This is a genomic window from Microcoleus sp. B4-C2 (assembly GCF_036705265.1).
Lineage (GTDB): Bacteria > Cyanobacteriota > Cyanobacteriia > Cyanobacteriales > Microcoleaceae > Microcoleus.
The window spans coordinates 1-12,224 of sequence record NZ_JAUBUB010000138.1; the positions used below are offsets into that span (position 1 = coordinate 1).

At 47.4% G+C, this 12,224-nt stretch carries 11 protein-coding genes, 2 tRNA genes, 2 rRNA genes and 1 pseudogene; 10 read left to right on the plus strand and 6 right to left on the minus strand.

The annotated features are described in order from the left end of the window. The 4 genes from QUB20_RS26500 to QUB20_RS26515 form a co-directional block, all read left to right on the plus strand. Nucleotides 1–635: ribosomal RNA gene (locus QUB20_RS26500) — 16S ribosomal RNA — on the plus strand; the annotation flags it as partial. 122 nt (nucleotides 636–757) lie between these two features. Beyond that, nucleotides 758–831: transfer RNA gene (locus QUB20_RS26505), tRNA-Ile, on the plus strand. 93 nt (nucleotides 832–924) lie between these two features. Continuing rightward, nucleotides 925–997: transfer RNA gene (locus QUB20_RS26510), tRNA-Ala, on the plus strand. Nucleotides 998–1,214: 217 nt separating this feature from the next. Continuing rightward, nucleotides 1,215–4,118, plus strand: a 23S ribosomal RNA gene (locus QUB20_RS26515). 354 nt (nucleotides 4,119–4,472) lie between these two features. Here the strand turns inward: QUB20_RS26515 and QUB20_RS26520 are convergent. Continuing rightward, nucleotides 4,473–5,234, minus strand: a pseudogene (locus QUB20_RS26520) (hypothetical protein); the annotation flags it as partial. A gap of 142 nt (nucleotides 5,235–5,376) precedes the next feature. Further along, a complete protein-coding gene (locus QUB20_RS26525) occupies nucleotides 5,377–5,775 on the minus strand; it encodes a hypothetical protein (RefSeq protein ID WP_333251192.1) in 399 nt (132 codons plus the stop codon). Between the two features lie 167 nt (nucleotides 5,776–5,942). Between QUB20_RS26525 and QUB20_RS26530 the strand changes: the two genes are divergently transcribed. Continuing rightward, nucleotides 5,943–6,896, plus strand: a complete 954-nt coding sequence (locus QUB20_RS26530) for a fructosamine kinase family protein (RefSeq protein WP_333251189.1) — start codon at nucleotides 5,943–5,945, stop codon at nucleotides 6,894–6,896. A gap of 79 nt (nucleotides 6,897–6,975) precedes the next feature. Here the strand turns inward: QUB20_RS26530 and QUB20_RS26535 are convergent, their stop codons facing one another. Then, nucleotides 6,976–8,676 carry an ABC-F family ATP-binding cassette domain-containing protein gene (locus QUB20_RS26535; protein ID WP_333251187.1) on the minus strand — a complete coding sequence of 567 codons (1,701 nt, stop codon included), beginning with the start codon at nucleotides 8,674–8,676 and terminating at the stop codon, nucleotides 6,976–6,978. A gap of 350 nt (nucleotides 8,677–9,026) precedes the next feature. On the opposite strand from QUB20_RS26535, the gene QUB20_RS26540 reads away from it, so the two are divergent. The 4 genes from QUB20_RS26540 (at nucleotide 9,027) to QUB20_RS26555 (ending at nucleotide 10,048) form a co-directional block, all read left to right on the plus strand. Beyond that, the gene (locus tag QUB20_RS26540) at nucleotides 9,027–9,149 is read left to right on the plus strand and encodes a hypothetical protein (RefSeq protein WP_333251184.1); all 123 of its coding nucleotides are present in this window, start codon (nucleotides 9,027–9,029) and stop codon (nucleotides 9,147–9,149) included. 48 nt (nucleotides 9,150–9,197) lie between these two features. Further along, a complete protein-coding gene (locus QUB20_RS26545) occupies nucleotides 9,198–9,410 on the plus strand; it encodes a hypothetical protein (protein ID WP_194062328.1) in 213 nt (70 codons plus the stop codon). Nucleotides 9,411–9,626: 216 nt separating this feature from the next. After that, nucleotides 9,627–9,830, plus strand: a complete 204-nt coding sequence (locus QUB20_RS26550; RefSeq protein ID WP_332944760.1) for a type II toxin-antitoxin system HicA family toxin — start codon at nucleotides 9,627–9,629, stop codon at nucleotides 9,828–9,830. Next, the gene (locus QUB20_RS26555) at nucleotides 9,827–10,048 is read left to right on the plus strand and encodes a type II toxin-antitoxin system HicB family antitoxin (protein WP_333251180.1); all 222 of its coding nucleotides are present in this window, start codon (nucleotides 9,827–9,829) and stop codon (nucleotides 10,046–10,048) included. The genes QUB20_RS26550 and QUB20_RS26555 overlap by 4 nt, the downstream gene beginning before the upstream one ends. A 64-nt stretch (nucleotides 10,049–10,112) precedes the next feature. Here QUB20_RS26555 and QUB20_RS26560 read toward each other — a convergent pair whose 3' ends face one another. The 3 genes from QUB20_RS26560 to QUB20_RS26570 all read right to left on the minus strand — a co-directional run bounded on the left by QUB20_RS26560 (nucleotide 10,113) and on the right by QUB20_RS26570 (nucleotide 11,465). Next, the gene (locus tag QUB20_RS26560) at nucleotides 10,113–10,286 is read right to left on the minus strand and encodes a hypothetical protein (RefSeq protein ID WP_333251177.1); all 174 of its coding nucleotides are present in this window, start codon (nucleotides 10,284–10,286) and stop codon (nucleotides 10,113–10,115) included. Nucleotides 10,287–10,331: 45 nt separating this feature from the next. Beyond that, on the minus strand, nucleotides 10,332–11,111 hold the full coding sequence (locus QUB20_RS26565) for a GUN4 domain-containing protein (protein ID WP_333251175.1): 780 nt from the start codon (nucleotides 11,109–11,111) through the stop codon (nucleotides 10,332–10,334). Between the two features lie 90 nt (nucleotides 11,112–11,201). Further along, entirely contained in the window at nucleotides 11,202–11,465 is a 264-nt protein-coding gene (locus tag QUB20_RS26570; RefSeq protein ID WP_333291773.1) for a hypothetical protein, read from the minus strand. Nucleotides 11,466–11,686: 221 nt separating this feature from the next. Here QUB20_RS26570 and QUB20_RS26575 point away from each other — a divergent pair, with 221 nt between their 5' ends. Beyond that, complete coding sequence (locus tag QUB20_RS26575; RefSeq protein ID WP_445299433.1) at nucleotides 11,687–12,196, plus strand: Rpn family recombination-promoting nuclease/putative transposase; 510 nt, start codon at nucleotides 11,687–11,689, stop codon at nucleotides 12,194–12,196. Nucleotides 12,197–12,224: the final 28 nt, after the last annotated feature.

Sequence of the window (12,224 nt, forward strand, 5' to 3'; positions counted from 1 at the left end):
ACTCAAAGGAATTGACGGGGGCCCGCACAAGCGGTGGAGTATGTGGTTTAATTCGATGCAACGCGAAGAACCTTACCAGGACTTGACATGTCGCGAATCCTCCTGAAAGGGAGGAGTGCCTTCGGGAGCGCGAACACAGGTGGTGCATGGCTGTCGTCAGCTCGTGTCGTGAGATGTTGGGTTAAGTCCCGCAACGAGCGCAACCCTCGTGTTTAGTTGCCATCATTAAGTTGGGCACTCTAAACAGACTGCCGGTGACAAACCGGAGGAAGGTGGGGATGACGTCAAGTCAGCATGCCCCTTACGTCCTGGGCTACACACGTACTACAATGGTAGGGACAGAGGGCAGCCAACTCGCGAGAGTGAGCTAATCCCGTAAACCCTGCCTCAGTTCAGATTGCAGGCTGCAACTCGCCTGCATGAAGGCGGAATCGCTAGTAATCGCAGGTCAGCATACTGCGGTGAATCCGTTCCCGGGCCTTGTACACACCGCCCGTCACACCATGGAAGTTGGCCACGCCCGAAGTCATTACTCTAACCTGTAAAGGAGGAGGATGCCGAAGGCAGGGCTGATGACTGGGGTGAAGTCGTAACAAGGTAGCCGTACCGGAAGGTGTGGCTGGATCACCTCCTTTTAGGGAGACCATCTGATAATAGACCGAACCTAAACAATAGGTCGTTGTCAGTCATCCCTGGTCGTTCGAGGTATAATAATAGATGTCAAAGCTTTCAAACTATTAACTGGTTCGGAAATCGCGGGCTATTAGCTCAGTTGGTTAGAGCGCACCCCTGATAAGGGTGAGGTCCCTGGTTCAAATCCAGGATGGCCCACCTGGAAAAAAGTGATGAATTGTCAGTAATGAGAAATGGATAATCAAAGATTAATTCAGGACTCATAAAATCAAAATCAGAACTTACAAGTGTGGGGGTATAGCTCAGTTGGTAGAGCGCCTGCCTTGCACGCAGGAAGTCAGCGGTTCGAGTCCGCTTACCTCCACTCTCACTAACTATCACAACTGCCAAAAAAACCCAAAAAAATAGAAATCAGCACCCAGACTAACTTTGTCAAAGAAGGTCAAAAAAGAAGTCGGAATGCTGGAGTCTAAAACTCTAGTCAGAACCTTGAAAACTGCATAGAAATTAAGTCATCAAAGCGTGTCTATCATCCGAGAAATCGGAGCATCAGACAAGCGACCACCATGAAAAAATCAAGTGGTCAAGTTACAAAGGGCTAACGGTGGATACCTAGGCACACAGAGGCGAAGAAGGACGTGGCGACCGACGATAAGCTCCGGGGAGCTGGAAGCAAGCATAGATCCGGAGATGTCCGAATGGGGCAACCCAGTAAGCATCAGTTGAATACATAGACTGATAGCGGCGAACCCAGCGAATTGAAACATCTTAGTAGCTGGAGGAAGAGAAAGCAATAGCGATTTCCCAAGTAGTGGTGAGCGAACGGGAAACAGCCTAAACCAGAGGTTTTTACTTCTGGGGTCGTGGGACAGTCAATTAACGTATCTTGAAGCTAGACAAAGCAGTTGAAAGCTGCACCAGAGAAGGTGAAAGTCCTGTAGTCGAAAGTAGAAAAGAGCGTGACTGTATCCCGAGTAGCACGGGGCCCGTGAAATCCCGTGTGAATCAGCGAGGACCATCTCGTAAGGCTAAATACTACTGTGTGACCGATAGTGAACCAGTACCGCGAGGGAAAGGTGAAAAGAACCCCGGAAGGGGAGTGAAATAGAACATGAAACCGTTAGCTTACAAGCAGTGGGAGGACGATTTAACGTCTGACCGCGTGCCTGTTGAAGCATGAGCCGGCGAGTTATAGGCAGTGGCAGGTTAAGACCCTATGGGTTGAAGCCAAAGCGAAAGCGAGTTTGACAAGAGCGCCCGTGTGAAAGCACAGGTCACTGTTTATAGACCCGAACCCGGGTGATCTAACCATGTCCAGGATGAAGCTTGGGTAACACCAAGTGGAGGTCCGAACCGACTGATGTTGAAAAATCAGCGGATGAGGTGTGGTTAGGGGTGAAATGCCAATCGAACCCGGAGCTAGCTGGTTCTCCCCGAAATGTGTTGAGGCACAGCGGTCGAGATTAAGTTTAGGGGTAAAGCACTGTTTCGGTGCGGGCTGCGAGAGCGGTACCAAATCGAGGCAAACTCTGAATACTAAACTGGTACTCGGCCAGTCAGACGGTGGGGGATAAGCTTCATCGTCAAGAGGGAAACAGCCCAGACCACCAGCTAAGGTCCCAAAATGACTGCTAAGTGATAAAGGAGGTGGGAGTGCAGTGACAACCAGGAGGTTTGCCTAGAAGCAGCCACCCTTAAAAGAGTGCGTAATAGCTCACTGGTCTAGCGCTCCTGCGCCGAAAATGAACGGGGCTAAGCAGTCTACCGAAGCTGTGGAATAAATGATGTAAAAGTCATGTATTGGTAGGGGAGCGTTCCGCAACGGTGTGAAGCACTAGCGACAAGCAGGTGTGGACTGTGCGGAAGTGAGAATGTCGGCTTGAGTAGCGCAAATGTAGGTGAGAATCCTACACCCCGAAACCCTAAGGGTTCCTCCGCCAGGCTCGTCCGCGGAGGGTGAGTCAGGTCCTAAGGCGAGGCAGAAGTGCGTAGTCGATGGATAACGGGTCAATATTCCCGTACCTGACATTGTTGGTGCAGAGGGACGGAGAAGGCAATCGCCAGCCGGATGTTGGTTACCGGTTCAAGTATTCGAGGTGTTGAGAGACGGAGAAAACGTCTTGAGCTGAGGTACGAGTACGACCTCCTACGGGAGGGAAGTGGTAGATGTCAGGCTTCCAAGAAAAGCTCTAAACACCATAAGCAATGTCAGCCTGTACCCGAAACCGACACAGGTAGGGAGGTAGAGTATACCAAGGGGCGCGAGATAACTCTCTCTAAGGAACTCGGCAAAATGGCCCCGTAACTTCGGGAGAAGGGGTACCTACGCAAGTAGGTCACAGTGAAGAGTCCCAGGCGACTGTTTACCAAAAACACAGGTCTCCGCAAAGTCGTAAGACGACGTATGGGGGCTGACGCCTGCCCAGTGCCGGAAGGTTAAGGAAGTTGGTTAGGGTAACCGAAGCTAGCGACTGAAGCCCCGGTGAACGGCGGCCGTAACTATAACGGTCCTAAGGTAGCGAAATTCCTTGTCGGGTAAGTTCCGACCCGCACGAAAGGCGTAACGATCTGGGAGCTGTCTCGGAGAGAGACTCGGCGAAATAGAATTGTCTGTGAAGATACGGACTACCTGCACCTGGACAGAAAGACCCTATGAAGCTTTACTATAGCCTGGAATTGTGTTCGGGCTTCGCTTACGCAGGATAGGTGGGAGGCTGTGAAGTTCTGCTTGTGGGCAGAATCGAGCCAACGGTGAGATACCACTTTAGCGAGGCTAGAATTCTAACCCTTACCCATTATCTGGGAAGGAGACAGTTTCAGGGGGGTAGTTTGACTGGGGCGGTCGCCTCCTAAAAGGTAACGGAGGCGCGCAAAGGTTCCCTCAGGCTGGTTGGAAATCAGCCAGAGAGTGCAAAGGCATAAGGGAGCTTGACTGCAAGACCTACAAGTCGAGCAGGGTGGAAACACGGTCTTAGTGATCCGACGGTGCCGCATGGAAGGGCCGTCGCTCAACGGATAAAAGTTACTCTAGGGATAACAGGCTGATCTCCCCCAAGAGTCCACATCGACGGGGAGGTTTGGCACCTCGATGTCGGCTCATCGCAACCTGGGGCGGAAGTACGTCCCAAGGGTTCGGCTGTTCGCCGATTAAAGCGGTACGTGAGCTGGGTTCAGAACGTCGTGAGACAGTTCGGTCCATATCCGGTGCAGGCGCAAGAAGATTGAGAGGAGTCCTCCCTAGTACGAGAGGACCGGGAGGGACGCACCGCTGGTGTACCTGTTATCGTGCCAACGGTAAACGCAGGGTAGCCAAGTGCGGAGTGGATAACCGCTGAAAGCATCTAAGTGGGAAGCCCACCTCAAGATGAGTCTTCTCATGGAGTTATCCAGTAAGGTCACGGGCAGAACACCCGTTGATAGGCGTTAAGTGGAAGTCCTGAGAGGGATGAAGCTGAGGCGTACTAATAGACCGAGGGCTTGACCTCTCTTTCTACATGGTGATGATGATGACTTAATTTCTCTGCAGTCTTCAGGGTTTTTTACCCTTACAACTTTTTGGTAGTTTCAAAATACCCCGTGGCATCACTGGGATGCTATTCCTTTCTCGACGGTTAAACGCCCTGGTTCCAGCTCGAAAATAGCTCAATCCCTCGAACCACTTTTAAACAAAACCACCTCTCTGTACAGATAGGTGGTTTGTTGTTTTTGCTAATTAAGCTTTGTTGTTTTTGCTGATTAATTTTTAATTCTGCAGTTTAGACTAAAAAATGATTGCAGCCAAAAGTAGCCGCCTTTGAATATCCGGCAAGCTGTTACTCAAAAACTTAAGAGGGAGAAGATTAAATAACTAATCTTGAAGACTTTTTACGTCGAGAAACCCGTTTTTTCACAGTGGGATATCGCGGTGCTACCGTCCGTACCCTTCCTTTTTCCCAGCCGGGGGATTTTCCCCTCTGTTTAGGCATTTTTGCGGGAGTACCAATGTCAACTAAAAGCGACAACATTGATTGAGCAACACGTCCAGGGATTAAATTAATCGTAGCAGATTGCCAAGGCAGTCGATGTTCGAGAACTAAATCCCTAGCCAGCCAGAGTTGCCAACTCATCAACGGCATTAAATCACTCCAACGCTCAGATTGTTCGGGAGTTCTCAAGTTAGGCAATGTCCAATGTAATCGTTGCTTAGCAAACCGATACCAATGATCCACTCCAAAACGTCGTAAATACTTAAACCAAACACTTTCTAAGGGTAGAGTTCGTTCTCCCACCCAAACCAACCACAAGGGTGGAAATGGGTGACCGTTTGACATGGGATTCATTCTTTCTACGAGGATTAAATTAACAGGATGTCCAGGCGCACGATAAAAATGTAAGTCAAGCCATTGACTAACTCGGACTTGTCCCAACTGTGGATGTTCATCAATTTCAATCACAGTATCCGTTTGTAGCCATGTGGTTGGGTCGTTGAGTCTCATTTTCTGCCCATGTTTCCGTGGCCTACCGCGACCACTATAGGCTGGTGGTGCTGACCACAAACAGGCATTCTTTCGGACTCTCATTAAGCAATCAGCTTGAATATCGGCTTGCGCTAATACCCAATTTGCATTGCCATATTCGGGCGTCTAAGACTGCTAAGACTGGATTGATGCTCTGTTCACAGACAAGTTTAAGTTGAGAAGCTGCTTGAAGTATGGGTGAAGACCCACTACTAATTCTTTCATGGAGTAGGGGTAATGCCCAACTTCAAGCAGCTTCAGGTATCCAGGCAATTGTACTGTACCCTTGTCCAATAATTACGCCCCCCTGATATTCATGGGTTCTGTCTTTTAAGGTTTTAGCGTCCGGTCTCCCCCATACAGTATGATCGATCGCCACTAATATATGTTCTGTTGCAGGTACTTGCTGTTCTAATTGCTCTTGATACAACTCCATCAGTTTTTTTCGGTCTGGTCTACAGTCTTGTAACGCTTCGTAGACGCTCTTGCATTGACGATTGAATAATGGATTGAGCGAAAATTCCGCCAAACAAGCCGCATTCCTTGTTGTCATTACTGCATCCATGAGCTCGAATGTGGCATCTTTCGCTCGCACCAATAATTCGTATGCTGCTTGACGAAAGTCCTTTAATCGTTCACTGTTCATTGAGGGAGTGGATAGGTTTTATTTTTCACCCTCATTCTCTCCCGGCGCGGTGGCTCAAGTCCTGCTGAAAGCCACCGTTCTCTCTTTTTTAGTCTAAACTCCAGTTAATTTGCTATACCTGTTAAAGTAATTTCGATCGCCCTCAACCCTCAACACGATTTCATGCTATGTGGGAGAAAATTGCCGCGCACATCTGTGAAACAACGGGAGAAACATTTTCGATCGACAATCGCCATTCCGTCAGCGGTGGCTGCATCAATCAAGGCTATTCTATCAGCAGCAGTTCCCGCACTTACTTCGCGAAAATCAATCAAGCTTCCCAAGTCGCGATGTTTGAAGCTGAGGCGCTGGGTTTGCAGCATTTGCTGCAAACCCAGACGATTCGAGTACCTGAGCCGATTTGCTGGGGAACTGAGGGGAATTCAGCTTATATTGTGCTGGAATGGCTGGATTTGGGAAGTCGCGGGGGCGATCGAGCTTGGGAAGAAATGGGGCGAAAACTCGCCGAAATGCACAACAAATACACCCCCCCCAACCCCCCCTTGCTAAGGGGGGGAGAAGATCCTAATTCTACCTTGCTAAGGGGTGGAGAAGAGCCTAATTCGGGCTTGCTCAGGGGTGGTTTTGGGTGGGATATTAATAATACGATCGGCTCAACTATACAAATTAATAATTGGACGGCAAATTGGGCAGAATTTTGGGCCGAACATCGGATTGGTTATCAATTAAAATTGGCTAGCCGTCGGGGTGGTCATTTTCCGCAAGGGGAACGTTTATTACAGATGATTCCTGAATTGTTATCTGGTTATGAACCTCAACCCTCGCTAGTTCACGGGGATTTGTGGGGGGGAAATGCGGGGGTGACATCTGCGGGGGAACCGGTAATTTTTGACCCGGCGGCATATTTGGGAGATAGAGAAGTTGATATTGCGATGACTGAGCTATTTGGTGGATTTCCGGGGCAGTTTTACCGGGGATATAATCAGGTTTGGCCTTTGGATTCAGGGTATGAAGAACGCAAAACTCTTTATAATCTCTATCACATTTTAAATCATTTTAATTTGTTTGGTGGGAGTTACGAGTCCCAGGCGAATCAGATGATTAGTCGAATTTTGGGTTAGTTAAGAATCAGATGCTTTTTAAACCGCAGATGCACGCAGATAAACGCGGATTTAAGGTTTATCTGCGTGGGATGCAAGTTTATTTTTGCTTAGCAGCAGCTTTTTTCTTCGCTTCTTTTTCTGCTTTTTTAGCTGCTTTTTCTGCTTCAAGTTTGGCTAACTTGGCTAGCTCTTTTTCTTCAGCTATTTTATCGAGATAGTAGTGATAATCTCCCAAATAAGGGCGAAAGTCTCCGTCCCGGATTTCGACTATTTTGTTGGCGACTTGGGAGATGAAATAGCGATCGTGCGAAACGATAATTACCGTACCGTCATAATTCTGAATCGCCTCTTCCATCATCTCTTTCGCCGGAATGTCGAGGTGATTTGTCGGTTCGTCCAAAATCAGCAAATTCACGGGAGTCAACAGCATTTTTGCCAAAGCTAAGCGGGCTTTTTCGCCGCCGCTTAAAGCGCCAACTTGTTTGAATACTGTTTCGCCCGTAAATAAGAAACGGCCCAACAAAGTCCGAACTTCTTCATTTTTCCAGTCGGGTACTTCGTCGTGAATGGTTTCGATCACGCTTTTATTCAAATCTAAGGCTTCGGCTTGATTCTGTTCAAAGTAACCGGGGATGACGTTGTGACCTCCCAATTTGACTGTACCTTCAGAAGGCTTTTCTAAACCCATAATCAGTCGCAGCAGGGTGGATTTGCCCGCGCCGTTGGGGCCGAGAAAGGCTATACGATCGCCCCTTTCAATTAATAAGTCTGCTCCCAAGAATAGAATTTTTTCGCCGTAGGTGTGCACCAAATCTTCAATTATTGCTACTTCGCGGCCGCTGCGGGGTGCGGGGGGAAAGCGGAAATGCAAAGTTTTTAATCCGCCGGTGGGGGCTTCGATGCGTTCGATTTTGTCTAACTGTTTCTCGCGGCTTTTGGCTTGGGTGCTGCGAGTGGCGCTGGCGCGGAATTTTTCAACGAAAGCTTGCTGTTTTTCGAGTTCTTTTTGCTGGCTTTCGTAGGCGCTGAGTTGGGCTTCTCTGGCTTCTGCTTTTTGCAGCAGGTAGGAGGAGTAGTTGCCGAGGTAGGTGCTGGAAACACCGCGTTCGGTTTCGACGATTTGGGTGCAGAGCCGATCGAGAAATTCGCGGTCATGGGATACGATTACCATCGGGGTTGTCAGCCCTTTCAGGTAAACTTCCAGCCATTCGATCGTTTCTAAGTCGAGGTGGTTGGTAGGTTCGTCTAGTAGCAGAATGTCGGGTTTTTGCAGGAGAATTTTGCCTAAACTCATCCGCATTTGCCAGCCACCGCTGAAGGCGCTGACTAATCGATCGCCATCTTCGGGTTCAAATCCGATTTCGGGCAGAATTTTCTCGATTTGGGCTTCTAAACCGTAGCCGTTTAAGCCTTCAAATTGCCGTTGCAGCCGATCCATTTTGTGGATCAGTTCGTCGAGATTTTCTGGAGAGGAGTTTTCCAAGTCTCGATGGACTTGCATCAGGGATTCGTGGACTTCGTTGGCTTCGCTGAAGGCGCGCCAAAATTCTTCTCTGACGGTGCGAGTCGGATCTACTTCAAATTCTTGGGAGAGGTAGGCGATGTGGAGGCTGGCGGGGCGAATGACTTCGCCTGCGGTGGGTTCGATTTCGCCGGCGATGATTTTGAGTTGGGTGGATTTGCCGGCACCGTTAACGCCTACTAAGCCGATGCGATCGCCTGGTTTGACTTCCCAGGTGACATCTTTGAGTACGACGCCTGTGGGGTAAATTTTACTGATGTGTTCGAGTCGCAGCATTGTTGTGGGGACTGGGGAAGGGCTGGTTTAGCGGCGGATGGGATGCCGGCGCTGAGGTCGAGTTAATCTTAACAAATTTTAATTATATTTAGGGTATTGCCAGATTTTGATTTGGTAGGAGTTACGGGAAGAAACCGGGTTTCTATGAAAAATCGCAGATTCTGGGCTAGAGATATAGGAAGAAACCCGGTTTCTGGCCTCGATGTGGGTTCAGGACTATTTGGATGGGGCGATCCTCTTCGAGGGCTTTCCTTCGGATCGCTTCGCTAACGCTAACGGGCGATCGTGTTGTTTCAGATTGAATTTCTCGAATAATGGTTGAGACTTCTGCACATTATAAATAATAGTCAGTGTCAACCTCGATCGCAAAAGAGAGCGATCGTGCCAGCAAGAGACATTTATTATCTCACGGACTTCAAAAACCTTTAAAGCAGGCGATCGGAGGTGCGATCGCCTTCAGCAAATTCTATTAAACCTGAGTAAAATAAGACAGCCCTCATCGCCACAAAACCTAACTCACCATGCAAACCTCAACATTTGACAGTATTTTAGACGAGATCGAAACCTTGTCCATAGACGAACAAACTGCTTTACTTGTCATCATGCACCGGAGACTTAGCGATCGCCGTCGCACCGAAATTGCTGCTAACATTGCACAAGGAAAACAAGACTATCAATCTGGAAAGGTGTTTCGAGGTACAGTTAATGAAGCGATCGCGGAGCTAAACCGTTGAAACTTATCACCTTTGCTCAATCATTTAAACGTGCCTACAAAGCCCTCATCCGCAAACACCCGGAACTACAGCCCAAAGTTGAAGCTAAGCAGGCGATGGGAGAAGGTTATAGAAATGTGAGCGTGAGAAGGTGCGATCGTATTTGGAGGAGTCGAAAAAAAGTGATAAAATAGAGTAGAGCAGTAGACAAAATCCATGCCAAGGAAAATTAGAGAGTTGAAAGTTCAGATTGCGCGTGAAGGTTTTGTTTATCTACCCAAGCGCGGCAAAGGTAGCCACGAGCGTTGGCGACATCCAATGCTCAGAAAAACGCTGACAATTCCCGGCAAAGATGGAGATGATGTGGCACTCTACCTAGAAAAGCAGTTAGCACAGTTATTAAGTGAGCTGAATGAGTTAAGGAAGGGCGAGGATTTATGAGTCGATACAGTATGATTGTTCAATGGTCTGATGAAGATCGGCTTTTCTTAGTCACGATTCCAGAGTTTGGCGATCGCGTGGTGATGCCTTGCACTCACGGTCAAACTCGTGAGGAAGCAATTCATAAGGGCGAAGAAGTGATTGAAATGTATTTGGAAGCTTGGGAAGCGGAAGGTGAATCTATCCCTGAACCTAGGACGCTTCAAATTGCTTGTTGAATGCTATTGTAAAACTCTATTTGTGTGGTGGAGTAAAAAAGGTTAATCGCACTTTCTACTTCTTCTAATGCTTGCAGACTCCCGACTTCCCAAGCGTGAGCGATCGCATTGGGGATGATTTGGGCGATCGCGCTTCAAAAACCTTTAAAGCAGGCGATCGGAGAAGGTTGTAGAAAGGTGAGGGTGATGAGGTGCGATCGCTTTTAGGAGTGAAAGGGCGATCGTCACTGAATCCCATGTTCTATACAAGTGTGTAAACAAGTTTATGTGACTGGGATTTTGACTACAGAGCAATACCGCAACTTGAAAGCCTATTCAAGATGTCTAGTAGGGCACTGTCGTTCACCGGTTCATTTTTCCATGACCCACCACGTCCTTCCCGCCAGTAATTACCTGTGGGAAGATGTCCATAGGGAGCCTGGATTGCAAAAGTAAGATCGTTATATTTTTTTGTATATTGACCCACGTTGTTAGGATCGTACCATCCTATGCGACTATAGCAGACTTTTCTTAATTCAATTTCCTCATTTATCTCGTCAAGAAAATATTTTTTTCTTCCACGTTTCTTACCAGAAATCATGGATAGTACATCCTCTCCTTGTTCTGATATAATTCGTTTTTGTACACTAAATCCAAAGCGACCGTTGCTATATTTAAGCCAAAGTCGATCAATAGTAGAAAGATCGGCACAAGGGAAGTAGTCTGCCATTCCGCCAATGAGACGGTTATAATCCGGCACTAGACCATACTTATATTCTCCCGCTTGGATTTTTCTCTCTACTGCTAGACTTCCTACGCTCAGCATCACCCTACCTGTTTCTTCATCAGCTTCTCTCCATTTGCCTTCTGCTAGTAGGTCACGAAGGCGTGTGTAGCTATAGCTAGTAGAGATGCTGCTCTCAAGTGATACTTCAAGATTTGAATAATCAACTTGAAGACTTGAATAATCAACTTGACTGGCTTTAGTCCTACTTGATGCCTTACTAGCTTGATTGCTGCTTGATGCCTGTGACATCACGAAGTAGACAACTACAGCCATCACAATTAAAATTAAAATCCACATTGATAGTTATCCTTTGGTAAGTGTAGCGGGGGATTGTAACTCAATCCCCCTTATGGTTGTTTCTACTGGTAAAAATCAATTAAAATTGATTTATCCGCCATAATCACCGCTACCGTATCCTGTTTCTTTGGCTATCTCTAGCATGGTCGATTGATTGGATTTTACTTTTTTTAGTTCCCTTTCTACTTCCTCTCTTTCTTCCTGGTCTGCTATTCCGATTTGCTCTTCAAATTGAGCTATTATTGTCGAGTTGGGAATATCAGAAACCTGTGATGGCGATAAGATTCCTTGAGCCAAAGCCAAAGCAGCCATAATATTCCGAATTGCCTCGACAAGGTTGTATGGTAAACTCACTTTTGTCAACTCCTCTATTAGGGTAATTTGTAAACATAAACGCGAGCCATCTGCTGGCATTTGAGTATTTTAAGGAGTCAAGTTCAGCTTTGTCAGTGAGAAAAAGTGAGAAAAAGTGAGAAAAAGTAATGACTTTCCCCAAATTGCCCAAAAATCTCCTCTCAGGTAGATGCCCATAGAGTTAAACTCTTCTAAATAACCCCTCTCACAACCCAACTTCCTTGGCCTACGACAACACCTGCAAATATCTAGCAGAAAAATTCCCCGCCGCCTTCGTAAGCTGGCTGCTACCAATTGACGAGCCCACCAGCGTTCAGGTACTCAAAACCGAACTAATTCAAGAACCCATCCGAGCCGATTCTCTCGTTTTCCTGCAAACGGATAACCAAATCCTGCATCTGGAATTTGAAACCAGACCCTACTCCGACCCGCCGATCGCCTTCAGGATGCTAGACTACTACGTCAGGCTCAAACGGCAATACTCCTGTTCCATCAATCAAGTAGTAATCTTTTTGCAGCAAACAGCCTCAGAACAAGTTTTTGTATCCGAGTACACAGACACGAACACCCGACACGGATATCGAGTTATTCGCCTCTGGGAACAAGACCCCGCTTTACTGCTGTCCGTCCCCGGCTTGCTCCCACTCGCGACACTATCCCAAACCAACTCGCCGCGAACTTTGTTATACCAATTTAATATGAAGCTGCATAGAATAAAGCTTCAAGAATGAAAGTGTAAGAAGATAGTGAACTGATTTC